This is a genomic window from Algibacter sp. L4_22, from assembly GCF_023473045.1.
Taxonomy (GTDB): Bacteria; Bacteroidota; Bacteroidia; order Flavobacteriales; family Flavobacteriaceae; genus Algibacter.
Map to the genome: position 1 here is coordinate 701,408 of NZ_JAMCOK010000001.1, position 25,466 is coordinate 726,873.

Annotated in this window: 22 protein-coding genes; 13 read left to right on the forward strand and 9 right to left on the reverse strand. The window is 33.1% G+C overall.

Annotated features, from left to right (window positions below; all coding sequences use genetic code 11):
- Positions 1 to 25: 25 nt before the first annotated feature.
- Both M4I23_RS02970 and M4I23_RS02975 read right to left on the reverse strand, forming a co-directional pair.
- Positions 26 to 664, reverse strand: coding sequence for a viroplasmin family protein (locus M4I23_RS02970; protein WP_249753407.1), 639 nt, complete (start codon positions 662 to 664; stop codon positions 26 to 28).
- 51 nt (positions 665 to 715) lie between these two features.
- Positions 716 to 1,282 carry a phosphoribosylglycinamide formyltransferase gene (locus M4I23_RS02975; protein ID WP_249753408.1) on the reverse strand — a complete coding sequence of 189 codons (567 nt, stop codon included), beginning with the start codon at positions 1,280 to 1,282 and terminating at the stop codon, positions 716 to 718.
- Between the two features lie 185 nt (positions 1,283 to 1,467).
- Here M4I23_RS02975 and M4I23_RS02980 point away from each other — a divergent pair, with 185 nt between their 5' ends.
- From M4I23_RS02980 to pyk, 5 genes are all read left to right on the forward strand, one after another.
- Entirely contained in the window at positions 1,468 to 1,701 is a 234-nt protein-coding gene (locus M4I23_RS02980; RefSeq protein WP_007647141.1) for an acyl carrier protein, read from the forward strand.
- 12 nt (positions 1,702 to 1,713) lie between these two features.
- Positions 1,714 to 2,964, forward strand: a complete 1,251-nt coding sequence (gene fabF, locus M4I23_RS02985) for a beta-ketoacyl-ACP synthase II (protein WP_158846695.1) — start codon at positions 1,714 to 1,716, stop codon at positions 2,962 to 2,964.
- Positions 2,965 to 2,971: 7 nt separating this feature from the next.
- Positions 2,972 to 3,712 carry a ribonuclease III gene (rnc, locus tag M4I23_RS02990; RefSeq protein ID WP_158846697.1) on the forward strand — a complete coding sequence of 247 codons (741 nt, stop codon included), beginning with the start codon at positions 2,972 to 2,974 and terminating at the stop codon, positions 3,710 to 3,712.
- Between the two features lie 129 nt (positions 3,713 to 3,841).
- Positions 3,842 to 4,327 (forward strand): IPExxxVDY family protein, encoded by a 486-nt coding sequence (locus M4I23_RS02995; protein ID WP_158846699.1) that lies wholly within the window; start codon positions 3,842 to 3,844, stop codon positions 4,325 to 4,327.
- Positions 4,327 to 5,769: a pyruvate kinase gene (gene pyk, locus M4I23_RS03000; protein ID WP_158846701.1), complete on the forward strand. Its 1,443-nt coding sequence runs from the start codon at positions 4,327 to 4,329 to the stop codon at positions 5,767 to 5,769. The genes M4I23_RS02995 and pyk overlap by 1 nt, the downstream gene beginning before the upstream one ends.
- 80 nt (positions 5,770 to 5,849) lie before the next feature.
- Here the strand turns inward: pyk and M4I23_RS03005 are convergent, their stop codons facing one another.
- From M4I23_RS03005 to dinB, 3 genes are all read right to left on the reverse strand, one after another.
- Positions 5,850 to 7,190: a hypothetical protein gene (locus tag M4I23_RS03005; protein ID WP_249753409.1), complete on the reverse strand. Its 1,341-nt coding sequence runs from the start codon at positions 7,188 to 7,190 to the stop codon at positions 5,850 to 5,852.
- 15 nt (positions 7,191 to 7,205) lie between these two features.
- A complete protein-coding gene (locus M4I23_RS03010; RefSeq protein WP_249753410.1) occupies positions 7,206 to 9,632 on the reverse strand; it encodes a TonB-dependent receptor in 2,427 nt (808 codons plus the stop codon).
- Positions 9,633 to 9,908: 276 nt separating this feature from the next.
- Positions 9,909 to 11,006: a DNA polymerase IV gene (gene dinB / locus M4I23_RS03015; RefSeq protein WP_249753411.1), complete on the reverse strand. Its 1,098-nt coding sequence runs from the start codon at positions 11,004 to 11,006 to the stop codon at positions 9,909 to 9,911.
- 82 nt (positions 11,007 to 11,088) lie between these two features.
- On the opposite strand from dinB, the gene M4I23_RS03020 reads away from it, so the two are divergent.
- From M4I23_RS03020 to M4I23_RS03030, 3 genes are all read left to right on the forward strand, one after another.
- Positions 11,089 to 11,568, forward strand: a complete 480-nt coding sequence (locus tag M4I23_RS03020; RefSeq protein WP_249753412.1) for a CYTH domain-containing protein — start codon at positions 11,089 to 11,091, stop codon at positions 11,566 to 11,568.
- 11 nt (positions 11,569 to 11,579) lie between these two features.
- Positions 11,580 to 12,116 (forward strand): YciI family protein, encoded by a 537-nt coding sequence (locus tag M4I23_RS03025; RefSeq protein WP_249753596.1) that lies wholly within the window; start codon positions 11,580 to 11,582, stop codon positions 12,114 to 12,116.
- A gap of 152 nt (positions 12,117 to 12,268) precedes the next feature.
- Entirely contained in the window at positions 12,269 to 12,988 is a 720-nt protein-coding gene (locus M4I23_RS03030; RefSeq protein WP_249753413.1) for an endonuclease/exonuclease/phosphatase family protein, read from the forward strand.
- Positions 12,989 to 13,006: 18 nt separating this feature from the next.
- Here M4I23_RS03030 and M4I23_RS03035 read toward each other — a convergent pair whose 3' ends face one another.
- Complete coding sequence (locus M4I23_RS03035) at positions 13,007 to 13,354, reverse strand: arsenate reductase family protein (RefSeq protein WP_158846713.1); 348 nt, start codon at positions 13,352 to 13,354, stop codon at positions 13,007 to 13,009.
- A gap of 134 nt (positions 13,355 to 13,488) precedes the next feature.
- On the opposite strand from M4I23_RS03035, the gene M4I23_RS03040 reads away from it, so the two are divergent.
- On the forward strand, positions 13,489 to 13,953 hold the full coding sequence (locus M4I23_RS03040; protein WP_158846715.1) for a DinB family protein: 465 nt from the start codon (positions 13,489 to 13,491) through the stop codon (positions 13,951 to 13,953).
- On the opposite strand, the gene M4I23_RS03045 is transcribed toward M4I23_RS03040, so the two are convergent.
- Together M4I23_RS03045 and M4I23_RS03050 are read right to left on the reverse strand one after the other, a co-directional pair.
- On the reverse strand, positions 13,930 to 14,616 hold the full coding sequence (locus M4I23_RS03045) for a DUF3298 and DUF4163 domain-containing protein (protein ID WP_249753414.1): 687 nt from the start codon (positions 14,614 to 14,616) through the stop codon (positions 13,930 to 13,932). The genes M4I23_RS03040 and M4I23_RS03045 overlap by 24 nt on opposite strands.
- A gap of 235 nt (positions 14,617 to 14,851) precedes the next feature.
- Positions 14,852 to 15,655 (reverse strand): glutamate dehydrogenase, encoded by an 804-nt coding sequence (locus M4I23_RS03050; RefSeq protein ID WP_158846719.1) that lies wholly within the window; start codon positions 15,653 to 15,655, stop codon positions 14,852 to 14,854.
- A 201-nt stretch (positions 15,656 to 15,856) separates the two neighbouring features.
- Between M4I23_RS03050 and gdhA the strand changes: the two genes are divergently transcribed.
- The 4 genes from gdhA (at position 15,857) to M4I23_RS03070 (ending at position 22,958) form a co-directional block, all read left to right on the forward strand.
- Complete coding sequence (gdhA, locus tag M4I23_RS03055) at positions 15,857 to 17,200, forward strand: NADP-specific glutamate dehydrogenase (protein ID WP_158846721.1); 1,344 nt, start codon at positions 15,857 to 15,859, stop codon at positions 17,198 to 17,200.
- Positions 17,201 to 17,407: 207 nt separating this feature from the next.
- Entirely contained in the window at positions 17,408 to 19,828 is a 2,421-nt protein-coding gene (locus M4I23_RS03060) for an ABC transporter substrate-binding protein (protein WP_249753415.1), read from the forward strand.
- Complete coding sequence (gene recO / locus M4I23_RS03065; RefSeq protein WP_158846723.1) at positions 19,828 to 20,547, forward strand: DNA repair protein RecO; 720 nt, start codon at positions 19,828 to 19,830, stop codon at positions 20,545 to 20,547. Before M4I23_RS03060 ends, recO begins: the two co-directional genes overlap by 1 nt.
- Before the next feature lie 2 nt (positions 20,548 to 20,549).
- Positions 20,550 to 22,958: a TonB-dependent siderophore receptor gene (locus tag M4I23_RS03070; RefSeq protein ID WP_249753416.1), complete on the forward strand. Its 2,409-nt coding sequence runs from the start codon at positions 20,550 to 20,552 to the stop codon at positions 22,956 to 22,958.
- 17 nt (positions 22,959 to 22,975) lie between these two features.
- Here the strand turns inward: M4I23_RS03070 and M4I23_RS03075 are convergent, their stop codons facing one another.
- Complete coding sequence (locus tag M4I23_RS03075; protein ID WP_249753417.1) at positions 22,976 to 25,441, reverse strand: T9SS type A sorting domain-containing protein; 2,466 nt, start codon at positions 25,439 to 25,441, stop codon at positions 22,976 to 22,978.
- Positions 25,442 to 25,466 lie beyond the last annotated feature (25 nt).

The following is a 25,466-nucleotide window of genomic DNA, read 5'->3' on the forward strand; positions in this document are numbered from 1 at the left end:
CCTTTAAGTTTTTTATTGAAAACAATTATTTTCGTCCAAAATCTGCTGGAATTTCTCCCCAAGCCTTAGTTTCCCATTTTACAATTACGGTTTTGTAACTATTGTTTTTCAACCAATCTATGGCACGATCTACCAAATCGAAAACGGGTTTGTTCTTGGCGCTACGTTCTAGTTTAGTATTGCATATTTTTTTGCGTACCCAACTCATCGCAGTGCGCGAATCTGTATATAAAATACGGTCGCTGTTATTTTTTTTAAGAATAGCTAAACCGTGAACTAGTGCGAGAAATTCACCTAAATTATTGGTGCCTTCCGGAAAGGGGCCTTGAATAAATAGTTGTTTTTTCGTTTTGGTATCTACACCGCGGTATTCCATAATACCTGGGTTTCCGCTAGAAGCAGCATCAACCGAAATGGAATTATAATTGGGTTGCCCTATTTTTCTAAGCTGTTCGGGAGTTAATTCGCTTTTAAAACCTTTGTTTTTTCCGATGTAATCAAAATAATTACCTTCTAATGCCGTTTCTGCTGCTTCTAATGTTGTAAAGGATTTATATTGTGCGCCATCAAAATTGGTTATTTGTGCTTTACAGTCGTTCCATTTTTTAAAAACGCCTGTTTTTTTGCCTTTCCAAACGGTATAGTATTTCTTTTTTTTAGACATGTTTGGTTATTCCCACGAAAGTGGCAATCTATATAAATTAAAGTTTAGTATTTATTTCGACAATATATCATTTATAACCTTCGGAAAGTGTTCCATTTCCAATTCATGAATTTTCGCTGCAACATCATCAGCCGAGTCTGTTTCATTCACATCGCATTTCGCTTGAAAAATAATAGCGCCTTCATCATAATGTTCATTTACATAATGAATGGTGATTCCAGTTTCCTTTTCTTTATTGTTAACAATAGCATTATGAACATGCATTCCAAACATCCCTTTTCCGCCGTAATTTGGTAATAATGCAGGGTGCACATTAATTACCTTATTAGGAAAGGCTTTTAATATGTTTTCGGGAAATTTCCATAAATAGCCCGCCAATACTATTAAATCGGGCTTTGATGCCTTTAAAATATCAAGAACGTCTTCCGTTTGAGAAATCGCAATTTTATTAAAAGAAAGTGCACTAACCTTAAGTTTTTTGGCGCGATCCAAAACTTTGGCATGAGGATTGTTAGTTAGTATCTGAATAACAGAAGCATTTTCTCTGTTGTGAAAAAACTTAATTAGATTTTCAGCATTAGTACCACTCCCGGACGCAAAAATTACAATTCGTTTCATTTACAGACATTGTGTTTAATAATTATTCAAACAAAAAAAAGAATAAATATTAACAATAAGAAGGTAAAATAGAAATACTTAAAACTTTTTTTAGTAAATTACACACACATTTTTAGAGTAAAGGTGTGTTTTAAAAATAAAGTTTTTTATTTTTGCCAACTAATAAAATTAAAAAATTAAAAATTATGTCAGACATTGCATCAAGAGTAAAAGCTATTATCGTTGATAAATTAGGAGTAGACGAAAATGAGGTTGTAACTGAAGCTAGCTTCACAAACGATTTAGGAGCAGACTCTTTAGACACTGTGGAATTAATAATGGAATTTGAAAAAGAATTCGATATCCAAATTCCAGATGATCAAGCTGAAAACATTGCAACAGTAGGTCAAGCTATATCATACATCGAAGCAGCAAAATAAGCAAAATATTTTATGGAATTAAAGCGAGTTGTAGTCACAGGATTAGGGGCTTTAACACCAATAGGCAATACCAAAGATGAATTTTGGGAAGGTTTAGTTAGTGGTAAAAGCGGTGCTGCGCCTATAACATATTATGACACCGAAAAGTTTAAAACGAAATTCGCTTGCGAATTGAAAAACTTTAACGCGACTGATTTTTTTGATAGAAAAGAGGCTCGAAAAATGGATAAGTTTGCACAATATGCTATGGTAGCAGCAGATGAAGCCATTGGAGACTCAAAATTGAATTTAGATTTAGTTGACAAGTTAAGAGTAGGTGTTATATGGGGAGCAGGAATTGGTGGATTGGAAACCTTCCAGAACGAAGTTTTAAACTTTGCTGCAGGAGATGGAACACCAAGGTTTAACCCGTTCTTTATTCCTAAAATGATTGCGGATATTGCACCAGCAAACATCTCTATAAAACATGGTTTTATGGGGCCAAACTATACAACAGTTTCTGCATGTGCATCTTCGGCTAACGCTATGTTTGATGCTTTAAACATTATTCGTTTAGGGCATTGTGATGTGGTTGTTACAGGCGGAAGTGAAGCGGCAGTAACTATTGCAGGTATGGGCGGATTTAATGCTATGCACGCACTATCAACTAGAAATGAAAGTCCGGAAACGGCCTCACGTCCATTTGATGGAACGCGTGATGGTTTTGTTCTAGGCGAAGGTGCAGGCGCACTTATTCTAGAAGAATATGAGCATGCAAAAGCAAGAGGGGCTAAAATTTATGCGGAATTTATTGGAGGAGGTTTATCTTCTGATGCTTACCACATGACAGCACCGCATCCAGATGGAATTGGAGTTGTAGCGGTTATGAAAAATTGCTTGCAAAATGCAGGACTTAAACCGGAAGATGTAGACCATATTAATACACATGGTACATCAACCTCTTTAGGAGATGTTGCAGAATTAAAGGCAATTTCAGAGATCTTTGGAAGTCACGCTAAAGACATAAATATTAATTCAACAAAATCTATGACTGGGCACTTATTAGGTGCAGCAGGCGCTATTGAAGCGATTTCGGTTATTTTGGCGATGGAAAACGGAGTTATACCTCCAACCATAAACCATACTACGGTAGACGAGAATATAGATCCAGAATTAAATTTAACCTTAAACAAGGCACAAAAGCGAGATATAAAAGTAGGAATGAGTAATACATTTGGATTTGGCGGTCACAACGCCTGTGTAGTATTCAAAAAATTAGATTAAATCCCGAATGAAATACATTCGTAACATATTAAATTCCCGTTTTAAACGCAGCGGGAATTTTTTTATGGAAATAAATCAAATTCTTGGTTTTAAACCTAAGGATATAAAATATTTCAGAAAGGCTTTTACACACCGTTCTATGAACATAAAAGATAGCGAAGGAAATGCTATTAATTATGAACGATTAGAATTCTTGGGTGATGCCATGTTAAGCGGAGTTATTGCTTCTCACTTATATCTAGAAGTGCCTAGTGGCGATGAAGGTTATCTTACCAAAATGCGCTCTAAAATAGTAAGTAGAGAACATTTAAACGAGTTAGGTAAGGATTTAAAACTTATTGATTTAGTAGAAAGCAAAATACCAAAAGGCCAATTTGGCGATAATATTCACGGTAACTTGTTTGAAGCTTTAGTAGGAGCTATTTTTTTAGACAGAGGCTATAAGTATTGCGAAAAATTTATTTATAATCGCGTAATTTTGCCTTATGTTGATATTGCGACCTTAGAAGGTAAAGTTATTAGTTATAAGAGTCTGCTTATCGAGTGGTGCCAGAAAGAAAAGAAGACTTTTGGGTATAACGTTTATGAAGATACGGGAAATGATGATGTTAGGCATTTTTCGGTTAAGCTATCTATAGATAATAAGGTTGTATCGAAAGCGCGAGCAACTTCAAAGAAAAAAGCAGAAGAAAAAGCTTCAAAGCGTGCTTTTTTCGTTTTTCAAAATAAAATTACTAAAACAGTTTAGCTAAACTTAAGCTCTACTAGAAAATAAAATTAACTATAACGTTTTAGTACCGATTCTTATTAAGATTCGTTATAAAATGTATTTAGTAATTGTTATATATACTATATTTACAAATATTAAAATGAAGTTATGGCTGTTCATAAACTGATACTTGATGATGTTTTTGACGATGTATCATACATATTAGTAGCAATGCATTGCTCGATTGAGGACTACCGTCTGGCCTTTCTTCTTAATAAACACTTAAAGATAAAACTTGCTAGAAGGTCTAAGGATTTAGATTTTAACAAGGGTAAATCTAACTATTCTATATTTGAATGGGAAGATAAAAAGCAGCTAACCACATGGAGTTTAGTGTCTAATACTTGTAAAACCGAGAGTTTTCAACAAATTAGTTATGAATCTTTATTTGATAATCAAGAAAAAATAACAAAAACAATTCATTTAATACCAGAATATAAGCGTGTTAATTATTTTTTAAAAATAGAAAACGAGTTCAGTTCAAGTAAAGAAAAATATATTTTAGATAATATTTTAGAAATATCTTTAATTGCAACTGCTTATAGTATTGATACAAATCAATTAAAATCAAAAGACAATTTAATTTTTAGCTAATGGCAACAAGAAAAAAAACCAAAATAGTAGCAACCCTAGGGCCAGCTACAAGCACGAAAGAAGTACTAAAAGCGATGCTTGAAGAAGGTGTTAATGTATTTAGAATTAACTTTTCTCATGCTGATTATAAAGATGTGACTGAGCGTATCACCATGATTCGTGAGTTAAACGAAGAGTTTGGTTTTACTGCCGCCATTTTAGGTGATTTACAAGGTCCGAAACTTCGTGTAGGAGTTATGGAAGAAGATGTTTTTGTAAACCCTGGTGACGAAATTATTTTCGCTACGGGTGAACGTTTTGTAGGAACTAAGGAGCGTGTTTACATGACTTACGATAGGTTTCCGCAAGATGCGAAACCAGGTGAACGTATTCTTTTAGATGACGGAAAATTACTTTTTGAGGTTGTTTCTACAGACGGAAAATCTGAAGTTTTAGCAAGAGTTGTTCAAGGTGGACCATTAAAATCTAAAAAAGGAGTAAATCTTCCAAATACAAACATATCTCAACCTGCACTTACAGAAAAAGATATTGAAGATGCTATTTTTGCTATAGGACTAGATGTAGATTGGATGGCATTATCGTTTGTGCGTCATGCTGAAGATTTAATACAATTACGTGATTTAATAGCAAAACATGGTACACATAAAATTCCAATTATTGCTAAAATTGAAAAACCAGAAGCTGTAGAGAATATTGATAAAATTGTTACGCATTGTGATGGTATTATGGTAGCTCGTGGAGATCTAGGTGTGGAAGTTCCTGCAGAAGAAGTACCGTTAATCCAAAAACAATTGGTTTTACGTGCTAAAAAAGCGAGAATTCCGGTAATTATTGCTACGCAAATGATGGAAACTATGATAGATAGTTTAACACCAACAAGAGCAGAAGTAAATGATGTTGCCAATTCTGTTATGGATGGTGCCGATGCTGTTATGCTTTCAGGTGAAACATCAGTTGGTAAATATCCTGTGGAAGTTATTAGACAAATGAGCAACATTTTAAAAAGTGTTGAAGATTCTGAATTAATTAAGGTGCCGCAATTACCACCGCATATTAGAACAAATAGGTATATTACAAAATCAATTTGTTATCATGCGGCGCTTATGGCAAACGAAATTGATGCTAGAGCTATTTCTACCTTAACAAATAGTGGTTATACTGCATTTCAAATTTCAGCTTGGAGACCTTCATGTCATATTTTAGTTTTTACATCAAATAAACGAATTTTAACACGTTTAAGTTTACTTTGGGGTGTTCATGCGTTTTATTATGATAAGTTCGTTAGTACCGATGAAACTATCGAAGATGTTAATGAAATAGCTTGTAAAAAAGGTCATTTAGAAGTTGGTGATATGTTAATTAGTTTAGCTGCTATGCCAATTCAAGATAAAGGTATGGTAAATACTTTAAGAGTTACAGAGATTACTTCTTGTAGCATTTAAAACTTAAATTTTTTATATTAAAAACGCCAATAGATTTAAATCTATTGGCGTTTTTTGTTTGTAATTATATGGCTTGTTTATTAGAAAGTTCCTATAAAGTGGCTTCCTTCTACATTAACTAATTCTGCACCTTTTGTTACAACACCAGTTTCGGTATCTACAACATATATGTTTCCATTTTGTCCAACAGGAGCTTGAGTTAGGTATATTTCTGTTCCATCAACTGCAAAACCTTGGTATTGGAATAAGTAGAAATCTTCGTGATATGGGATATCTTCAATTTTTTGAGCTGTTTTAGTATTTAAATCAACAAGAGCAAAAAATCCTTGAGCTCCAGCAACGCCTTCCGCAGAACCATCATGACGGTAAGCTAATACAGCTTTTCCGTTAGAGGCAGGTCTCCAAGCAAGAATATAAGCGCCTTCGATACCTAAAGCTTCATCTAAATTAAAATCATAAGAATCATCATAGGTATTATCTGCATTGATTTTTAAAATATGAGAACCTTCAGGGTCATTCTGGTTAGCTTGATAAACACTTCCGTTATAAAGAAATGCGTTAATACTACGGTATCCATTAGTGTTTCCGTGTCCTACAGTTGATGTAATTACAGTTGGATTTAAAAGTGAAGGATAATCTAAAACAATCGTTTTAGATCCTAAAATTTCATAATCGCTATCGCCTTCAGTAGTGGCAGGGTCAACTTTACTTAAACGTGCACCAATATATAATTTATCGCCAGCAGCATTTAAAGTTGGCATATCAATTCTAGAAACATAGTAACCTAGAGCTTCTTCTTCAGCTGTTAAAGGCACATCGTGCTCTTGGAAGTTGTTTATTAGCGAGTTTTCTAAATCTAAAGTTACTACACCAATAGTAGCATTAGTTCTAGTATAGTTACCATCAGCATCAGCTTCATGTTCTGTAGAAACGTAAACGGCAGCACCTGTTTGGTCGCCATCGAATAATTTAATCCATCTTGGAGCTGTTCCTACGTAAGGCGCAATACTAATTTCTGTTCCGGTTTGTGTAAAGGTTTGTCCGCCTTCTACAAGATATTTAGTATAGTTACCACCAGTATCACCGGCGTAGCTAATGTTAAAAATAGTACTACCATCTTCAGATGATTGTAAACGCGCCGTTCTGTTTGATGGTGCAATAAATCCATTTTCAAAAGCTTCAATAGATACTGTTGGGTCTTTAGCGTCTTCACTACTAACGGAGTAAATTAAAGTACCGCCATTACCATCGCCAGGTTCTTCACCCATTCTAGCGGCTGCAACTGTTATCCATCTACTTCCTTCTTCACTTATTTCGTCTATAACTTCTTTTGGAGCATCGTCATCACTACAACTAAAGGCCAATAATAAAATACTAAATAGCAAGGCTAAGGTTTTAAGGTTTAAAATTTGTTTTTTCATGTTTTTAGAGTTGATTTAAAATTTGTTGATTGTATAATTCAGTTTAAGATAAAAAGCACGTCCTGGTTTTTGTACCGAAAGGTTATCGTAAACGGGCTCGTCAAAAATGTTTTTAATATCGAAGCTCATCGTTAATCTTTTATTAGGGAAAGAGTAGGTAAGGCCTAAATCATGAACTAATTGTTCGGGTACTTTAAAGAAATCGTCACCAACGGTGTTAGAGCCTTGAGACACTAAGTATGAAAACTCGTCTGTGAAATACACAGAGTAGAAAAGATTTAATAAAGATTTTTTCTGAATAAGTTCTTTGAATGAATACCTCAAACTACCATTCATTGTGAAAAAGGGTGTGTTCGGAATATCGAATTCTGTTCCGTTGGCGGTTTCACTTGTTAAATCGAAACGAGATATATTAAAATTAAAACCTAAGTTTTTATTGTACGTGTAGCTAAGTTGTGTATCTATACCTTTAGATTTTGCATTACCCTGATTAACGTATAAAATTAATTCGTCATCTACGTTTAAAGATGTTTCTATAGGTAATCCAATTCTATCTTTTATGTCTCTTATAAAAGCATTGGTCGAAATGGTAAAAGCATGTTTTTTTATTTTGAATCTACCAAATCTAAAACCCAAGTTGAAATTGTTGCTAACCTCTGGGTTTAAGCTTGGGTTTGCAACAACATTATCACCATCGTTACCAAATACTTCCGTTTCGTTAGGTAATCTAATAGCTTTTTCGGCCGATGTTAATAAGCTAACCGTTGGTGTAATAGCATAAGAGGCTGCAAAACCAAAACCTTCGTACTTATTGTTAGCGCTTACAACTTCATCAACTACGGTATCATTTCCTTCACTATCTGTTGCAATGGTAGGATCGATACTCAAAGTTTTTTGGCTATAGTGTTTACCAAATATGCTCGTTTTTAATTGGTTGTTAATAGCAGATAACTCGTAGGTTAAAGCAAAAATATTTTTATATAAATCTCTAGTACCCATAAAGGTGTTTTCTAAAACCGTCCTTAAGGCATCGCTATCTTTTCTGTCAATACCAGAGTATGCATGGTTGAATAGTACTTTATGATGCTCGTTTATGGTATAAGATAAACCGGTTCTAACAGCGGCGACGTTCCTTTCTATTTTTGCTAGAGTTGGTCCGCCTTCTTGCTGAGAACCCCAAGTATATTCGTGTTCATCTCCTCTAAAATCTACTGCTCTTTCTCCATTCCAACTGTATGCAGCAGCGATGGTATCATTTACAGTTCGGTGTCGTTTACCGTACAAAGCATTTATATTTACATCAAAGCCTTCTGTAAAAAGGTCTCTCTTTTTGTAAATTAAATTACCTATCAATGCATCAGACTCTAAAAAACGATCTTTGTATGGTGTGATGGTCATAAAAGCGCCGTGTTGCACTTCTTTGTAATCATCGGAACTTGTTACTCCAACAAAAAATTGATCTGCCCATTTTACGTTTGTGAAACCAATTTGTGCCATGCCACCTGTAGATCTATATGCATCATTAAATCGTCTTGCAGTAATTGGGGTTTGCACACCACCTAAACCAGTAACCACAACACTGCGTCCGGAAACTTTATAATCATTGTCAGAATAATTATGAAACACAGAGGCCTTAACCGTAAAACCAGATTTTTCGAATCTATATAAACCGTTTACATTAGTTTGAAATGTATTAAATGATCCATAAGAAGCAGAAGCATTCAAGTAGTTTTGAGTAGAATTATGAAGTACAATATTAATGGCGCCACCTAAAGCATCGTCTGCTAAATGTCCAGGAACAACACCTTTGTAAACCTCTATATTTTTAATCATTGAGGCTGGAATACTGTTTAGACTAAAAGAAGAACCATACATGGTGATTGGAACACCATCAATAAAAATTCTAACAGAACTACCAGATAAGCCGTTTAAACTATATTCTACATTGGAACCTAAACCACCATTCTGGCGAATTTTTACACCAGCTGTGGTGTTCAGTAAATCGTTTGTTTGAATGTTTCTAATACTAGCTTCCTTTGTTTGAATAACATTTACAGCAAAGCCTTTATCTTCAATTTGTCTTTTTACGGTTTTACCTGCAATTTTTATTTCTTTTAAATCTTGATAAGAGGCAAATGTTAATGAAATATCTACTTTTTTTTCTGAAGTATTTATGGTAACATCTACAGTTTTAACTTTAGCATCTAAAGAATGAAATTGAAGCGTGTAATTTCCGTAAGGGATACTTTCGAAGTAAAAATCACCATTAAAATCTGAGTTTGCTTCCTTTTGAAAATTAGAACCTTTTAAAATAATATAGGCTCCTAAAACCGGCTCGTTGCTGTCAAATTTAACTTTACCATATAGATCTCCGTCTTGGCTAAAAGTAAGAATACTGAAGAAGAACAATAAGAAAGTTGAAAATATTTTTACTGATGGCATGAGTAATTTTTTTACAAAACTACTCTTATTTATATTTAGTCCAAATAAAAATAACAGATTTGATGATAATTTAATGCAATGGTAGATTTACTTTTTATTTACAAGAAATTCTATACTCTCATTAAGAATATTTGAGTTTTATCTACTTATTTTTAATTATTCTAAATAGTAAGGTGGGTTGAATTTGTGTGTTTATTCGTGTAAATACAGTTAAAACATGTTGTAAAGTGTTAAAAAAGTTAAATTTCAGCGCTTTTTAATAAAGATCTTAAATTTTTAAAATCCAAATTTTAGCTGAGCGCTAACACTTTTCGGTTCTGGGACTTTTTTGGTTTCTGTATTTAAATTAGAAAGAGAAATACCTAATAATCTCACCGAGTTACTCATTTTTTCTTGATACAGTAAATCTTTGGCTGTTTCTAGAATAATGTTTTTATCACTTATAAAGTAAGGGAGTGTTTTGCTACGTGTTTGTAAACTAAAATCGCTGTATTTTATTTTTAAAGTCACTGTTTTGCCTGCAACTTTACTTTTTAACAAGCGTTTGGTAACTTCTTCAGATATTTGTTCTAATCTTTCCATCATAAAAACTTCCGAAGATAAATTTTCACTAAAAGTACGTTCGGCGGCTAAGCTTTTTCTAATCCGGTTTGGCTTCACTTCACTAGTATGTATACCGCGAACAACGTTGTAATAATAGCTGCCCGATTTCCCAAAGTGTTCTTCTAGAAATTCTATAGATTTTTGTTTCAAATCCATGCCTGTGAAAATACCTTTTTGATACATTTTTTCGGCAGTAACCTTACCAACGCCATAAAATTTTCTAATATCTAGTGTTTCTAAAAACGGAATAACCTCTTCTGGATTTACTGTTTTTTGTCCGTTAGGTTTATTGTAATCGCTGGCAATTTTGGCAATAAATTTATTAATCGAAATTCCTGCGGAAGCTGTTAAGCCTACTTCATTAAAAATACGCGCTCTAATTTCTTCAGCAATCATAGAGGCGCTTGGATTACCTTTTTTATTTTGCGTAACATCGAGGTAAGCTTCATCTAAGGAAAGCGGTTCTACTAAATCGGTATAATCGAGAAATATTTTTCTAATCTTTTTGGAGATAGAGGTATAGCGTTCAAAATCGGTTTTTACGAAAATTAATTCCGGACAAAGCTTAATGGCCAAGTTTCCAGACATGGCACTTTTTACACCAAACTTCCGGGCTTCGTAACTGGCTGCACTAATTACGCCACGCCTGCCGCTTCCGCCAACAGCAATGGCTTTACCAATTAATTCAGGATTATCCAATTGCGCAACAGACGCATAAAAGGCGTCCATATCCACATGAATAATTTTTCTTATTGGTAAATCGGTTAACATAGTGTAAATTTATCAATTCATATTTAAGGGCAGTTCTTAAACTTAATATTTTTAAAATATTTTCGCTTTCGCGGAATTTCCTATGGTAGAAATAGAACGTAAATTTTTAGTAAAATCGGAAGCGTTTAAAGAGGAGGCTTTCAAACAAACACGAATAAGTCAGGGTTTTTTAAACACCAATAAAGAGCGCACGGTTCGTGTAAGGTTAAAAGGAGAACATGGTTTTATAACGGTAAAAGGTATATCTTCTAAAAATGGAGTATCTCGTTTTGAATGGGAAAAAGAAATTCCAAAAGTTGAAGCGGAAGCGCTATTAGATTTATGTGAACCTTCAATTATTGATAAAACCAGATATGAAATAAAAAAAGGAAACCATATCTTTGAGGTAGATGAATTTTATGGCGAAAATTCTGGTTTAATTGTTGCAGAAATAGAACTGAATAGTGAAAACGAAACGTATATAAAACCAGATTGGTTGGGAGTAGAAGTTACCGGAGATGTTAGATATTATAATTCGCTATTAAGTAAACAACCTTTTAAATCTTGGAATAAAGAACTTTAATATTATTTATGATGAAAAAAATAATACTACCATTGTTATGTGTTTTATTGTTAGGGTCTTGTAAGAATGAGACAAAACAAGGAAATCAATCTGTTGATGAAATGGGTTTAAAAGAAACTGACACCATTATTGTTGAAGTTCCTGTAGTGCCTGTTAAAAAATCAATTAAACAAATAAAAGAAGAATTAGCAGCCAAAGGTTTTAAAACTTTTGATTACGTTGATGAAAAAACAAAGGATACCATACTTATGCAACAGTATTTTATGGCATTTTTGAAAAAAAGTGAGATCCATATGCAAAACGAAGAGGAGAGTGAACGTTTGCAAAAGCTCCATCTAGAACATTTATCTAAAATGTACGAGTTGGGTTATGCAGATATTTCTGGACCTTTTGGTGATGATGGTGATATTAGAGGTATAACCATCTATAATGTGCCAACTTTAAAAATGGCAGATAGTTTAGCGAAATCCGATCCAATGGTAGAAGCGGAACGATTAGAAATTGAAATACATCCATGGTGGGCAGCAAAAGGGTACCGTTTAAGATAATACTTAGGGTTTTAAGTAAAATTCTATTTATTGGAAACATTATAACTGTTTCTGTATTATTAATACTTCATTTTATTTTAAAAGATAGTATACAAAAGTTAGAATACTGGTTTTACCTATTTCCTTTACCTATCATAATTGTTGTTATTTTAATGTTTTCTATTTTTCTTGGAAAGCGTAGAAAGTACAATTTAATCCTAGCAGGGTTACTATTATGTTTATGGTTTATTAGAAGCTTTAGTATCAGTTTTCCTGAAGATGTGATAGAGAATGATGTTGAAGTTGTGTTTTGGAATTGCGCTAGAGCTAATAGTTTTAAAACAGCTTTTTTAGAGAACGAAGGGATTCCGGATATTATGGTTTTAAATGAAGCTAAAGCAATTAGCTTAGATAGAGTAAAGAAAAAATACCCTGAATATTATTTTTATAAATCTGATTTTCAGATTGATATTTTTTCAAAAACACCTATTGATATAGAAATAGAGCAGGTATCGAAATTTAATTCAGCAGTAATTAAGTTTAGTTCTGCGGGTATTAATTTCTATGTTGTGGACATGACAGCAAGTCTAGATGTGCCTAAAACTTGGGAGTTTAAATTTGAAAACAAAATTGTAAAAAACACCGAAAACACTATTGTTTTAGGTGATTTTAATGTGCCTTACGAATCTAGGTTTTTAAATGATTTAAAAGATCATTACAATCACTTTTTTTCCAAAAAAGGTAATGGTTTTAGAGAAACTTGGCCTTGGAATATGCCGTTGTTATCTATTGACCATATTTGGGTGTCTAAAGATTTGAAAATCATAAATTCTGAAAAGATAAATACAAGAAATTCCGATCATAGTATGATTAAAACTGTGATTAGAAAATAAGGGATTTCAAATAAAATATTAAAGGCTTTGTTTTGCAGCCTCAACAGTTTTCTTAGAGTTTCCTATAAAAATAGCGGCTTCATTTATAATTACTGGGCGGCTTAAAAAAGTGTAATGCTCCAAAATGTATTGTTTGTAATCACGTTCAGTTAAGTCTTGGTTTTTTAAATCCATTTCTTTGTAAAGCTTAGCGCGTTTGCTAAATAAGGCTTCGTAACTTCCAGAAAGAGCTTCCATTTCCTCTAATTGAGTTACGGTTATAGGTTCTGTTTTAATATCTTGAAGAATATAATTGGAAGGAAGATCCAATTCTTTTAAAATTCTAATACAAGTGCTACACGTTTTTAAGTAATATACTTTTTTCATAACTTTTTATTTAAAGCAAAATAAAGCTAATTTTCAGTTTTATGCCAATTGATTTAGAAAATGTTATTGAATAAAATGAATTTATTTTAGCCTGTATTTTGTTTTAGAAGTATATTTATGCAAAAATTAAAAATATGCAATTTACATTCGGCATCTTAGCTAATATTCGTGCTATGGCACAAAAACATATTGAAAATAATACTTTAGAGGATTTAAATAAAATTCCAGAAGGATTCAATAATAATATTATTTGGAATATAGCTCATATGGTAGTTACTACTCAAGTCTTAGTTTATAAGCTTTCTGGCTTACCAATGGTTGTTAGTGATGAGATGATTGGTAAATACAAAAAAGATAGCAAACCAGAAGGTGATGTTACTCAAGCTGAGGTTGATGAAATTAATGGTCTATTAATTTCTACTATTACGAAATTAGAAGCAGATTATAAAACAGGCGTTTTTAAAAATTATACCGAGTATACAGTATCTACCACAGGAAATACATTAAGAAGTATTGATGATGCATTACAGTTTGATTTGGTTCACGAAGGGATGCATTTTGGTTATATTCTTGCACTATCTCGCGCCGTTAAAGGTTAAGTAGCTCTCAATTTCATTAAAAGGAATTTCGAATTCTATAATACCTGTTGAATATGGGGCGATTTCGTATGCATTATAAAGTAAAACAATGCCTTCGTCGTTATAACCCATGTTTTCTGGTAAATTAAAAATGTCTAATTCCGATTCAAATATATCTTTATCTTTTGTGGCTTCTTTAAAATAGGGTGAGGCTATTTGTTTAAAAGCTTCGATATCGTTTATTAAATTTTCATTAGAAATTGTTTTTCCAGTTGAAGCTTCAAAATTTAGAAATGAAATTTTTAGCATACCATGCGCACCACCTGTATTCGTATATGATGTTAGGGCAATACTTATAATATCTGGTGAAGTAAACATGATTTCACCATCAATTTGTGCTTCCCATACTTGAGTCGTTTCAGGAAAATCGGTTTGAAAGTTATCAAACTCTTTATTAAAAGTTGTAATACTTTCTTTAATAGTAGTTGTGCGAATACTTTCTGGTTCTCCAATATGCAAATCTGCTATAACCTCTTTATTAATTGCTGAGTTAATAGCATTAGAAATTGATGTGTTTCCTAGAGCTTTCGGTATGTTAACTTCAACAATGGTATTTTCTTCTGTTGTAATATTTATATCTTCAAAAGTAGTGTCTATATCGTCTTTACAGCTGAATAATAGCATGAGAGAGCAAATAAAAAAGAGTGAATTCGTTTTAAGCATGGATGGTGTTATTTAGCAACATTAAAGATAATTATTGCATTTGAATACACCGAATTAAAAGGTAATAATATTAAGAGAAACATTAGTGGGGAATATTTCAAAAATAGGTATGGAACCTTATGTTGATTCTAAAAGGGAAAAGGCAGATATTTTATTTAAATACCTGCCTTTTCCCTTTTATATAAATTGAGTTTTATTAATCTAAGTAATAAATATAACCAACGTTAAGCCAAATAAGCCAATCGTTGTTTTTATTATAGTCTAATTGATGGTTAAGTCCATCAACCCAGTCACTAAAATAAAATTGTCCTCTTAAATCTATCATTAAATCTGATACGCGATCTAGCTTATATCGTATTCCAATACTAGATACTGTAGACCAAGTGCCACCTGCTGTAGCATCTACAGAACCAGGATCCCATTGAGAATAAAAATTACTAGCATCTGTGACATCACCTATAGCTGTAGGATCTGGGTTTGCGTAAGTAGTGCTTACACTTGGTGAAAAGGCCGTATAGTGAATTCCTAAACTAACAAAAGGAGCTATTCTAGGATCAAAAGATTGAAATGAGCGTATGCTTAAAGGATAAAATTCAAGTTGGGTACCAATATCAAAATTTTCTGCAACGCCTTTATGGCCTCTTAATTGGTTGGCTTCTGCTGAGTTTTTACTCGCATCAACCCAATGTCCAACATGTTCTAAATTACTTTTGTTGTAAGATATTTCGTTTCGTAATTTGAAATGATCATTAAAATAGGTGTCTGTCGTGTAGCAATTACAATCGGCTTCGTAAGAAAAGTTTAAATAATGAACAATTCCAATTCCAAAGCCTGAATTACCAAAATTTGTACTTGAGTTATCGCGTTGTCCAAAATCCGATCTAAATTGAACTGGGCCTGCTATAACACCAATTTCGTGAGAAAATCCCAGTTGGGCAAATGCTGTTTGGTAGGTAGCAAACACGCAAATAAAACAAGCTAAACGCTTTAAGTTAAGCATAATTAATATACTGTTTTTGAGGCATTAATAAAAGCAAATATAGAAAATCTCATCGAACTAACAAATGTTTATAACCTTAGAGCTAATAAAGTGTAAACTTGTATTGCGAATTTTTAAAAAATAACACTATATTTTTAAAGATAACGTATATTTGCATCCGATAATTGTATATTATATAATTTTTAATACATTTTATATTAAATGAAAAATAACATTAAAGCATTTTTAGATCTAGTAAAAGAACGAAATGGCAATGAGCCTGAGTTTTTACAAGCTGTAGAAGAGGTTGCGGAAACTGTAATTCCGTACATTGTTAAACACGATATATATTACGGCAAAAATATTTTGTTAAGGATGGTAGAGCCGGAGCGTGTCATTACATTCAGGGTTTGCTGGGTAGATGACGCTGGCGAAATTCAAGTAAATCGTGGATATAGAATTCAAATGAATTCTGCCATTGGTCCTTATAAAGGCGGATTGCGTTTCCATCCAACTGTAAATATGAGTATTTTAAAGTTTTTAGCTTTCGAGCAAGTCTTTAAAAATAGTTTAACCACGTTACCAATGGGTGGCGGAAAAGGCGGAAGTGATTTTGATCCAAAAGGGAAAAGTGATAACGAAATTATGCGTTTTTGCCATGCCTTTATGGGTGAATTGTTTAGACATATTGGCGCAAATACAGATGTTCCTGCTGGTGATATAGGTGTTGGAGCTCGCGAAATTGGATTTCTGTTTGGTATGTATAAAAAGCTCTCAAATGAGTTTACGGGCGTGTTAACAGGAAAAGGAATGTCTTGGGGTGGATCGTTAATTAGACCTGAAGCAACAGGCTATGGCAATGTTTATTTTGCACAAAAAATGCTTGAAACTAAAAAAGATAGTTTTGAAGGAAAAACAGTTGTAGTTTCTGGTTCTGGTAATGTGGCGCAGTATGCTGCAGAAAAAGTGCTTCAATTAGGAGGAAAGGTGCTTACACTTTCTGATTCTTCTGGATATATTTATGATGAAGATGGTATAGATGCTGATAAACTAGCCTTTGTTATGAACCTTAAAAACGTTAAACGTGGCAGAATTAGTGAATATTTAGAGAGCTACCCGAACGCAACTTTTGTAAAAGGAAAAACGCCTTGGGGAGTTAAATGTGATATTGCATTACCATGCGCTACGCAAAATGAATTAAATGAAGACGATGCTAAAACTTTAGTTTCAAATGGTTGTATTTGTGTTAGCGAAGGTGCTAATATGCCATCTACAAAGGATGCTATTACGGTATTTCATGAAGCAAAAATATTATTCGCGCCAGGTAAAGCCTCAAACGCTGGTGGTGTAGCAACTTCTGGTTTAGAGATGACTCAAAATTCATTACGTTTTAAATGGACAAGAGAAGAAGTAGATAGTAAATTAAAGGATATTATGTCCGATATTCATAAATCATGTTTAGAGTTTGGAGAAGATGAAGATGGATATGTAGACTATGTTCGTGGAGCAAATATTGCTGGTTTTGTAAAAGTGGCCGATGCCATGTTAGCACAAGGAGTGGTATAAAGTCTAAAAAATAGGTTTTAAAAAAAAGCTTTCTGTTTTTGCAGAAGGCTTTTTTTGTTTTAGAATAAAAAATTTAGCTGTTAATCTTAACTTTAAGGGCTATAATATATTTTTTTGAAGCAAAACTCGTTAGTTATAAATATATTTGAATCAAATTAAATTACTAGTGGTTTTATCAAAGGATTCTATCTAAAATTAATAATTTTTTTGAAATTTCATAAATTATGGAATAATCCGATAAATATTTTGGAAAACGGAAAACCTTGTTTATACTTAAAAATGATGCTTAAAAAATTAATAATTTTTCTAATTTATATTTTGCCATTGGTGCAGTATGCTCAAGATTTTTCGAATATTTGGGATGGTTATTTTTCATACAATCAAGTCAATGATGTTGTAGTTGGAAATAATAAAATATATGCAGCTTCAGAAAATGCTATTTTTAGTTTCGACCCACAAACTAAAGAATTAGAAGAAATTACCACAATTAATGGCTTATCGGGTGAAACCATTTCAACCATATATTACAGTGATGTCTATGCGTTGTTAGTGGTTGCTTACGAAAATGGTTTAATTGAAATTGTTTTCGACGACGACGATAATGTATTAACCGTAGTAGATATTGTAAATAAATCTACTATCGGCGATGGCGATAAAAAAATTAATCATATTAATGCTTATGAAAATTTTATTTATTTGTCTACAGGTTATGGTATTTCTGTATTCGATCTAGAGCGTTTAGAGTTTGGAGATACTTATTTTATTGGAGACCTAGGAAGTCAGATAGAAGTAAGTCAAACCACTGTTTTTGGTGATTATATTTATGCAGCTTGCCGCGATGGTGGTGGTTTGAAAAAAGCTGCTATTGCTAGCCCAAATTTAATCGATTATAAAAATTGGCAGCTAGTAACTGGTGGTGATTTTTTGTCTGTAGAAGCAAACCAAAATAAATTATATGCTATAAATACAAGTAAAAGAATATACGAGGTTAATAATGATGTGTTAAATAGTTTGTTTGTGTTTACCGATACACCTTTAAAAGCGGTTACTGTAGAACAAAACTTAATTATAACAACTAAAAATAATGTTTTTGTTTATGATATCGATTTTAATTTAGTATCCCAAGCTTCAAAAAGCACAGATTATGATACCGATTTTAATGCGGCCATAGTTGCTAGTGATAATATCTATATCGGTACAGATAATTTTGGTGTTTTATCTACATCTTTATCAAATCTTGCTAATTATGAAGAAATTCATCCAGATGGTCCTTTGTTAAATGCTCCTTTTTTAATTCAATCCGAACCTAATGGTATATGGGTTACTTATGGAGAGTATTCTTTGTATTACAAGCCGCTTTCTGGTAGTAAAGGCATCAGTCATTTAAACGATGGAACTTGGATAAATACAGCTTATAGTGATTTGTTAGGAGCTACTCATTTAAATTATGTTTCTGTTAATCCTTCAAACAACAATCAAGTGTTTGTGAGTTCTTTTTTTCAAGGTTTATTGGAGTTTAATAACGACGAGCCTACTGTTTTGTATGATGAAACAAATAGTGCGTTAGAATCGCTTCAATTACCAGGGAATTCAAACTATAGAAGTATAAGAGTTGGTGGGTCTGTATTTGATAATAATGGTTTGTTGTGGACTATAACGAGTTTAGTCGAAGAACCTTTGAAATCATATAACCCGGTTGGTAATCAATGGGTTTCTTATAGTTTTGAAGATATAATTGATGATGCAATAAATGATAATTTAGGGTTTAGCGATTTAATTGTAGATGATAATGGTACAAAATGGATAGCAAGTTTTTCTAAAGGTATTATTGGTTTTAATGAAAATAACGGAAGTCCGTTAATTAAAAATATTAGTGAACTCGATGGTAATTTACCTATTAAAACAGTAAGAGCATTAGCTTTAGATAATAGAAATCAGTTATGGATAGGTACTGATATTGGTTTAAGAGTTTTATATAATACATCTGGATTTTTTACAGATGAAAATGTTGCTACCGATGAGATTATAATTATTGAAGATGGTATTGCAAAAGAACTCCTATCAGATCAATATATTTCAGATATAAAAGTGGATGGAGGAAACAATAAATGGATTTCCACTATTGGAGCCGGTGTGTTTTATCTATCTTCAGATGGGCAGGAAACTATATATCATTTTACAACCGATAATTCACCATTGCCTTCAAACGATGTCAATGATATTTCTATCGATGAGACTAATAGCCTCATTTATTTTGCTACAAGTAAAGGTTTAGTTTCATTTAAGTCGGGAGGCTCAAGTACAACGGAAGATTTAGAATCAGTTTACGCTTATCCAAACCCAGTGCGTCCAAACTTTAATATCGTTGAAAAAAAGGTAACTATTAAAAATATTTCCGATAACGTAAATATCAAAATTACGGATATAGAAGGTAATTTGGTAGCCGAAGCGCAATCTCGAATTAATCTAAGATATAATAACTACAACCTTGAAATAGATGGTGGAACCGTATTTTGGAATGGAAAAAATATGGCAAATAATATTGTGTCTTCTGGAGTGTATTTAGTTATGATTTCCGATTTAGATACTTTCGAAACTAAGGTTGTTAAACTAATGGTAGTTAGGTAATGTTAGTTAAAACCAACGCCATAGTGTTGTCTAAACTAAAATATAGAGACAGCGATTTAATAGTAAAATGCTATACCAAAGAATTAGGTGTTGTTAGTTTTTTACTTCGTGGTGTTTTAAAAAGTAAAAAGGGGAGCACCAAAGTTGCATACTTTCAATTGTTATCTCAGTTGCAAATTACTGTTAATTATAAATCAAGTCGCTCGCTGCAAAGTTTAAGCGAGGTGAGGTTAAATCATCTATATGGTAGTTTACATACGCATGTTTTAAAAAGTGCTATTGTCATGTTTCTATCCGAGGTTTTAAGCAGTGCTTTACGCGAAGAAGAATCTAATGAAATCCTATTTAGCTATTTAGAGACTACTTTATTATGGCTAGACGAACAAAGTGATTACGCTAATTTTCACTTATTATTTTTACTAAATTTAACGAAGTATTTAGGCTTTTATCCTGATGTCATCGATAGAGAATTAAATCATTTTAATTTAGTTGAAGGTAAATTTCAAATTAAGCAAGACTTCAGAAATACTATAACAGGTGAAGATTTAAACCTGCTTAAAAAACTATTGGAAACAACATTTGATACCTTACAAGACGTGAAAATTAATGCGAGGCAAAGGCAATCGTTTTTAAATATGATTTTGCTATATTTCGAACTACAATTGGGAAGTTTTAAAACACCAAAATCATTAAAGATTTTTAATCAAGTTTTTAATTAAGCATGAAATTTTTTTATAGCATATTTTTCTTTTTTTTAATTTGGGCATCCTGTGCTCAAAATGTAAAGGTGCTTAATAAAAGAACCCAAGAGCCTATTTTTGGAGTTGCTATTTATAATGTCGATAAATCGAAATCGGAAGTTACTAATTTTAGAGGCGAAGCCTCGTTGAGTGAGTTTCAAGATACCGAAGTTATTTATTTTAAACACCTATCCCACGTTTTAAAGCAAACTACCAAAGTAGAGATTGGATCGTTAAAAAAAATATTTCTTGAATCGAATACCGAAGGACTTCAGGAAATTGTTATTTCAGCTTCAAAATTCGAACAAAGCAAAAGAGATATTCCGCAAAAAATAGTAAGTCTAAACGCGGAAAACATACAATTTACAAACCCACAAACTAGTGCAGATTTATTAGAAACCACGGGGCAAGTTTATGTGCAAAAAAGCCAAATGGGAGGAGGTAGCCCAATGATTCGAGGATTTTCAACCAATAGATTATTAATTACCGTTGATGGTGTACGTATGAACAACGCTATTTTTAGAGGCGGAAATCTTCAAAATGTAATTGCAATAGATCCTTTTTCAGTACAAAACACAGAAGTAACTCTAGGCGCAGGATCGGTAATTTATGGAAGTGATGCTGTTGGTGGTGTTATGAGTTTTTATACCCGAAAACCTCAATTATCTTACACCGATTCCCTTTTAATTAAATCGAATATTGTTGCACGATACGCCTCCGCAAGTAATGAAAATACAGGGCATTTCGATATTAATTTGGGTTATAAAAAACTGGCATTTGTTACCAGTGCCAGTTATACCAATTTTGGCGATTTAAAAATGGGTAAAAACGGCCCAGACGATTATTTAAGGCCAGAATATGTTGTAACAAGCAGTGATGGCGATGTTATTGAAGAAAACTCGAATCCATTACAGCAAAAGTATTCGGGTTACAATCAATTAAATTTAATGCAAAAAGTGAGGTATGAACCTTTGGAGAATTTAAGTTTCGATTTAGGTTTGTTTTACACCACATCGTCTAATATTCCTAGATACGATCGTTTAATTCGATATAGAAGTGGCACTTTACGCTCTGCAGAATGGAATTATGGACCACAAAATTGGTTTATGTCTAATTTGCAGATCACTAAATTGAGTAGTAATTCTAATCTTTACGATAAAATAAATGCGACAATGGCGTATCAAAATTTTGAAGAAAGTAGAATGGATCGCGATTTTCAATCATCCATCAGGAGCATTCGGGAAGAAGCTGTAGACGCTTACTCATTCAATTTAGATTTAGAAAAAACTATAAACTCTAAAATGCAATTCTTTTACGGTTTCGAGTATGTTTATAATAAAGTATCATCAATTGGTTCCGAAGAAAACATAGATACAAACATATTAACATCAACAGTTTCTCGCTATCCCAATGGTGCTACTTGGCAATCTGCTGCGGTTTATTCTAGTATAAAATATAAACCAAATACCAAGTTTGTATTTCAATCTGGGTTGCGTTTTAATCATGTTATTTCTAAAGCAGATTTCACCGAAAACAATGTGTATTTAAATTTACCTTTTACAACTTCTAAAAATGAAGCTGGTGCGCTTACAGGCACAGCAGGAATAAGCTGGTCGCCAAATAATATCATACAATGGAAGCTTAATGCTTCTTCGGCCTTTAGAGCACCAAATATTGACGATATTGGTAAGGTTTTCGATTCCGAACCTGGTTCGGTGGTAGTTCCAAACAATAATTTAAGACCCGAATACGCTTATGGTGGTGAACTCGGTTTAAAATTGAATTTCGACGACACAGTTATTTTAGATTTAAACACCTATTATACGTATTTAGATAATGCTTTGGTGCGCCGAGATTATAGTTTAAATGGTGAAACCGAAATTATGTACGATGGCGAATTAAGTAACGTACAAGCCATTCAGAATGCATCAAAAGCATGGATTTATGGTTTTGAAGTTGGATTTAAATACCATATATCAAAACAGTTAAAACTAACTTCGCAATATAACGTTATTGGTGGCACAGAAGAAGATGAAGGTATTGAAGTTCCAATTAGGCATGTTGCTCCATATTTTGGAAATACGCACATTACGTGGGCTAAAAACAAGTTGAAACTAGATGCTTTTGCTAATTATAATAACGAATTATCGTATAATCAATTAGCGCCTTCAGAAATTGAAAAAGATTATATATATGCTCTGGATGCTAACGGAAACCCTTATTCTCCGGCTTGGCACACACTTAATTTAAGAGGCCAATACCAAATACATAAATCTACATCGGTTTCGGTAAGTATAGAGAATATAACCAACAAACGCTACAAAACCTATTCTTCTGGAATTGCAGCGGCTGGAATAAATGTTATTTTAGCATTAAAGTACACTTTGTAATTTCGGTGTAAACCTAATTATCTTTTTATTGCTTTCTTTGTGATTACAGCATTGTTAGAAAGTTGAACTTGAGCAATGTAAACTGCAGTATTTATGTTTGAAAGCCTAAACGTTTCAGAACTGTTTTGTCCTTCAAATTGGTATAGTTTTCTACCGTATAAATCGTAAATAATAATCGATTTAATAGTTTCGCTAGTTCCTGTTTTAAAGTTTACTTGGTCGTTATCTAATTGAATAATTTGTAACGTATTTTCGTTAGTAGCTATATCGCTTACCGAAAGCGTAGTGTCCTCTTTAAAAACAATTTGAAAACGTTCTTTAAACTCTCCTGTTTCAGATGTGAAACTATAATCACTATCCGATAAGTTATGTGAGATGTCAAGCAAATCATCTTTTAAATAGACCGTGTTATTGTCAAGAAAATCACCCTGTAGTTTGTCTATAGATATTGTGTATTCTGTTTCTACATTGATAAACGAGTTGAAGCCTAAATTGATAATCTCATCTTCACTTATACTTTCTGAAGACTTCCCTTGAATGGCGAATTTTTTAATAGAGCCTTCTATGGTAGAGTAAAGTGCAGCACCGCTAGTTGGATATTTATCAGCATCAAAGACTAAACCATCATCGTCATTAGTTGCGCCATTTACATAAGCTATTAAAATTTGATTGTAAACACCATTATCAGATGTTAAATCAAGCCATAATTTATCTGCAATAGTTGTACTGCTAGATGTGTTTTTAGAATTAGTGCCTTTAAAAAATTCGCTATTTGCCGTTATATCAGTTAATCGCATTGCATTGTTAAAAATAACTTCGCCCGTTGCAATAGCTCCAGAAACAGATGTTGTTGGAGATGAGTTTGAATAGCCTACAAAAAAGGCTTGACCCGACGGAATTGCTCTATGTCCTGTTGATGTTATTACAATTGGTAAAGTTCCATCGCCTCCAGCAGTTTCGCCAGAGCCATTTATAATAGCATAATCATTATTTGAAAAATTGAGTTGTTCGTTACCGTTAGCAGTAGAGGCAGGCGGTGTGTTGTGAGACCATAAAAATATGGCTCCACCTAAATCAGCTGTACTAGTAGTGCCATCGTTGGTTGATAAAAACAAATCGGCATCAATAGCAGAAGGATAAGGGTTTCCAATAAAATTCCAGTTTGTGTCGTTAAGTTCAGAATCATTTCTGTAAACTTCTACAGGAATAACACCATTATTAAATTCACCTTCAAAATTGTAACTAAAATTAAAAGGACCTGGAAAAGGACCAGAAAAACCTGCAGGATCGTGCATAGATGCATAACCTATACCTGCTTCCATAATCGTCGTGCCGCTTACATTAGCCCAATCGTCACCATTATCATCAATATCATCTTGTCCGGCAATAGTTGCATTGTTGTTGTTAGTTTCTGCCGTAGCATCTAGAAAATTTTCGCTAAGAAATTTATAGCGTCTGTTCGATTTAGATTCATATAAACCATTATCAATATCTTCTCCTACTACAGGCGAACTCCAAGCCGTGTATTCGTACCAATTGTTTGTTGGGGCCGTTACTTTTTCAACTTCAATGGTGCCATTGTAGGTAATAGTTCCTAAATCGTCATTTTGTACAAATGCGCCTTGAGATGCGACTAAGATGGTTCCATCTACAGTTAGGTCTGTTTCAACTTCAACAAAAGTATTGTTTGCAATGGTTAAAGTGTTTCCAGTACTAACTGTTAAGCTACAGGCCTGAAAACTACCTTCGACGCTAGTGTCGTAGTTTCCATTAATAATAACTCCTGTGGTAAGGTCTGCTGTCCCACTCCAAGTACCATTCCATGTTACGGTTGTTGGGCAAGGAACAAGTGTTCCCCAAATTTCAATATTATCTATTGCAATATCTTCATCTCCTGCTTCAAGTCTAAATACAATTTCGATATCTAAAAGAGTTCCTGTTCCAGAAATGTTTTCTGTAAATTGTGTAAAAGTGTCTGTTATTTCTAACCCATCACCAATTCCATCAAAATTAGTGTCTATAAATGGAGCTGTATTAAACCCTCCGGTTCCTTCTATCCATAACATGGGAGAGAAGCTGGCCGTATTATCAATATCATAACCAAAATGTACATAATCAGCATCATCATAATCTTCTTTTCCATCAGCAGCTTCATCTTCGGCCAAATGGACTCTAAATTCAAGATTAGTATATCCAGTAATGTCAATATCGTTAATAAGTAATGAGACAGGTAAAGCGACTCCATCTCCGTTTATATCTTGTGCGCCAAAATAATAAGATCCTTGTTGGTTAAAAAAAACTTCACCATTACTTATATTTGAACCATTAGTTCTTGTGAAATAGTCGCCAGACCCATCTGTGAATTCAGGAGTAGAGGTCGTGTAACCTCCAGGAGATTCAAACGTGATTTCGGTAATTTTAACTTGCCCAAAGCCAAAATCAAAGGCTAAAAGCATTAATATTAAAAGAGAGAATTTTTTCAAAACATTTGGGGTTTAATAATTATCT

What these genes read in the sequence shown, in the direction of transcription:
- M4I23_RS02970 (WP_249753407.1), bottom strand. Translation starts at nt 664, where the DNA reads ATGTCTAAAAAAAAGAAATACTATACCGTTTGGAAAGGCAAAAAAACA.
- M4I23_RS02975 (WP_249753408.1), bottom strand. Translation starts at nt 1,282, where the DNA reads ATGAAACGAATTGTAATTTTTGCGTCCGGGAGTGGTACTAATGCTGAA.
- M4I23_RS02980 (WP_007647141.1), top strand. Translation starts at nt 1,468, where the DNA reads ATGTCAGACATTGCATCAAGAGTAAAAGCTATTATCGTTGATAAATTA.
- fabF (WP_158846695.1), top strand. Translation starts at nt 1,714, where the DNA reads ATGGAATTAAAGCGAGTTGTAGTCACAGGATTAGGGGCTTTAACACCA.
- rnc (WP_158846697.1), top strand. Translation starts at nt 2,972, where the DNA reads ATGAAATACATTCGTAACATATTAAATTCCCGTTTTAAACGCAGCGGG.
- M4I23_RS02995 (WP_158846699.1), top strand. Translation starts at nt 3,842, where the DNA reads ATGGCTGTTCATAAACTGATACTTGATGATGTTTTTGACGATGTATCA.
- pyk (WP_158846701.1), top strand. Translation starts at nt 4,327, where the DNA reads ATGGCAACAAGAAAAAAAACCAAAATAGTAGCAACCCTAGGGCCAGCT.
- M4I23_RS03005 (WP_249753409.1), bottom strand. Translation starts at nt 7,190, where the DNA reads ATGAAAAAACAAATTTTAAACCTTAAAACCTTAGCCTTGCTATTTAGT.
- M4I23_RS03010 (WP_249753410.1), bottom strand. Translation starts at nt 9,632, where the DNA reads ATGCCATCAGTAAAAATATTTTCAACTTTCTTATTGTTCTTCTTCAGT.
- dinB (WP_249753411.1), bottom strand. Translation starts at nt 11,006, where the DNA reads ATGTTAACCGATTTACCAATAAGAAAAATTATTCATGTGGATATGGAC.
- M4I23_RS03020 (WP_249753412.1), top strand. Translation starts at nt 11,089, where the DNA reads ATGGTAGAAATAGAACGTAAATTTTTAGTAAAATCGGAAGCGTTTAAA.
- M4I23_RS03025 (WP_249753596.1), top strand. Translation starts at nt 11,580, where the DNA reads ATGAAAAAAATAATACTACCATTGTTATGTGTTTTATTGTTAGGGTCT.
- M4I23_RS03030 (WP_249753413.1), top strand. Translation starts at nt 12,269, where the DNA reads ATGTTTTCTATTTTTCTTGGAAAGCGTAGAAAGTACAATTTAATCCTA.
- M4I23_RS03035 (WP_158846713.1), bottom strand. Translation starts at nt 13,354, where the DNA reads ATGAAAAAAGTATATTACTTAAAAACGTGTAGCACTTGTATTAGAATT.
- M4I23_RS03040 (WP_158846715.1), top strand. Translation starts at nt 13,489, where the DNA reads ATGCAATTTACATTCGGCATCTTAGCTAATATTCGTGCTATGGCACAA.
- M4I23_RS03045 (WP_249753414.1), bottom strand. Translation starts at nt 14,616, where the DNA reads ATGCTATTATTCAGCTGTAAAGACGATATAGACACTACTTTTGAAGAT.
- M4I23_RS03050 (WP_158846719.1), bottom strand. Translation starts at nt 15,655, where the DNA reads ATGCTTAACTTAAAGCGTTTAGCTTGTTTTATTTGCGTGTTTGCTACC.
- gdhA (WP_158846721.1), top strand. Translation starts at nt 15,857, where the DNA reads ATGAAAAATAACATTAAAGCATTTTTAGATCTAGTAAAAGAACGAAAT.
- recO (WP_158846723.1), top strand. Translation starts at nt 19,828, where the DNA reads ATGTTAGTTAAAACCAACGCCATAGTGTTGTCTAAACTAAAATATAGA.
- M4I23_RS03070 (WP_249753416.1), top strand. Translation starts at nt 20,550, where the DNA reads ATGAAATTTTTTTATAGCATATTTTTCTTTTTTTTAATTTGGGCATCC.